Annotated in this window: 2 protein-coding genes; both read left to right on the forward strand. The window is 71.8% G+C overall.

From position 1 onward, the window contains the following. A partial coding sequence (locus AB0O00_RS37610) for a class I SAM-dependent methyltransferase (protein ID WP_363659188.1) occupies positions 1-1124 on the forward strand: 1124 nt, incomplete at its 5' end. Beyond that, positions 1118-1813, forward strand: coding sequence for a VOC family protein (locus AB0O00_RS37615; RefSeq protein WP_363659189.1), 696 nt, complete (start codon positions 1118-1120; stop codon positions 1811-1813). The genes AB0O00_RS37610 and AB0O00_RS37615, both read left to right, overlap by 7 nt. Positions 1814-1837 lie beyond the last annotated feature (24 nt).

A 1837-nucleotide genomic window follows, 5' to 3' on the forward strand; every position in this document is an offset into this window, starting at 1 on the left:
AGCGCGGACCGCTCACCCTGCACGGTGTCATCGCGCGGGCGATGACCGCTGCCGAGCCGCAGGCCCGAGGCGTCACCGCCGAGCAGGTCGACACCTTCGTCGAACGGCTCGACGACGCGGTCCTGTCCTCGATGCTGCTCGCGCTGCCCGGAATGCCGGCCACGTTGCCGCAGATCCTTGCCGAGGCTTGCGTGGCACCCGCGCACCACCGCCTGATCGGCCGCTGGCTCGATGTGCTGGCGGAGCGCGGCCTCATCGAGCGCGACGGCGAAGTTTTCCGCGCCACCCGGTCGACTGGCGCGGCCGACACCGGCCGCGCCTGGGACCTCGCCGCCGAGGCGTGGACCGGCCGGCTGGGATCGGCCGAGTTCATCGACTACCTCCGGCTCAACGCGGAATGCCTACCGCAGCTGATGACCGGAGAGCAACAGGCCGCCCTGCTCCTCTTCCCACAGGGGCGGACCGAGCGGGCCGACGCCGTCTACCGCGACACCGTGACCGCGCGCTACCTGAACGCCGCCGTCGCCGCCTCGGTCCGGGCCATCGCCTCGGCGCACCCGGGTCCGCGTCCGCTGCGCGTCGTCGAGATCGGCGCGGGCACGGGTGCCACGACCGAAGCCGTCATCGACGCGCTCACCGGCAGCGGGCTGACGGCCGACTACCTGTTCACGGACGTCTCCAAGTTCTTCCTCGGCCCGGCCCGCGAACGCTTCGGCCGCCACCCGTGGGTGCGCTTCGACCTGTTCGACATCGACCGGACCCTCCAGGACCAGGGACACCGGTCCGGCACGGCCGAGGTCGTGATCGCAGCCGGCGTCCTGAACAACGCGCGGGACACCGACGCGACGATCCGAGGGCTGGTCGACCTGCTGGTGCCCGGCGGCTGGCTGCTGATCACCGAACCGACCCGTGAGCACCTGGAGATCCTGGCCTCCCAGGCGTTCATGATGACCGCTCCCGAGGACGCCCGCGCCGCCTCCGGAGAATCGTTCTTCGCTCGCCGCCAGTGGCTGGACGTCCTCGCCGGAGCGGGCCTCGACGACGTCCTGACCCTGCCGGGCGAGGACCACCCCCTGGCCCCGCTCGGGCAGCGCCTCTTCGCCGCGAGGAGGCCGCGATGCTGAGATGCAGCCACATCCTCTGCAAGGTCGACGACGTCCGAGCCGTCGTCCGGGACTTCACCGAGCTCGGATTCACCATGGAGTTCGGCAGCGATCCCGCGCGGGCGAACAACGCCCTGCTCTGGTTCGCCGAGGGCCCGTTCATCGAGTTCTTCCAACTGCCACCCGCTTTCTCTCTACTGAGGTGGCCCGTCAGCGTCGCGTACGGACTCGGCGCGGGCGAGCGGCTGGCCCGATGGGCCCGGCCCGGTGAGGGCTGGCGCGATCTTGCCCTGGAGACAGACGAGTCGGACCTGACCTCGACCCGTGCTGACCTGCGGGTCGCGAACGTGCCCGTCTCCCGGGTGATGAAAGGCAAGCGCACCCGTCCGGACGGCGACACCGTCCGCTACCAGTTCCTCGCCCCTCGCCCGGCCCGGCTGCCGTTCGTCGTCTCCGCCTACGACCCGCCGCAGCGCCCCGCGCGGATCGCCCACCCCAATGGAGCGGAGGGGGTCTCCAGCGTCCGGATGGGCGTGGCCGCGGCCGACCGTCCGGTCTTCGACGCGCTGATCGGCGAGGACCGGTGGCTGGCCGCTGAGCCCGCAGCGCACACCGCCGTCCTTGGAGTGGAACTGGCCGGACTGGCAGCCGACCTGGATCCGGCCAGGCTGCACGGCGCCGTCTTCACCGCAGCCGCCAGGAGGGGCTGACCATGGAACTCCTCACACCCGGTG

The sequence above is a fragment of the Kitasatospora sp. NPDC093558 genome (assembly GCF_040683475.1).
Classification (GTDB): domain Bacteria; phylum Actinomycetota; class Actinomycetes; order Streptomycetales; family Streptomycetaceae; genus Kitasatospora.

Excerpts from the sequence above, each read along its gene's own strand:
- AB0O00_RS37615 (WP_363659189.1), top strand. The coding sequence starts at position 1,118 with ATGCTGAGATGCAGCCACATCCTCTGCAAGGTCGACGACGTCCGAGCC.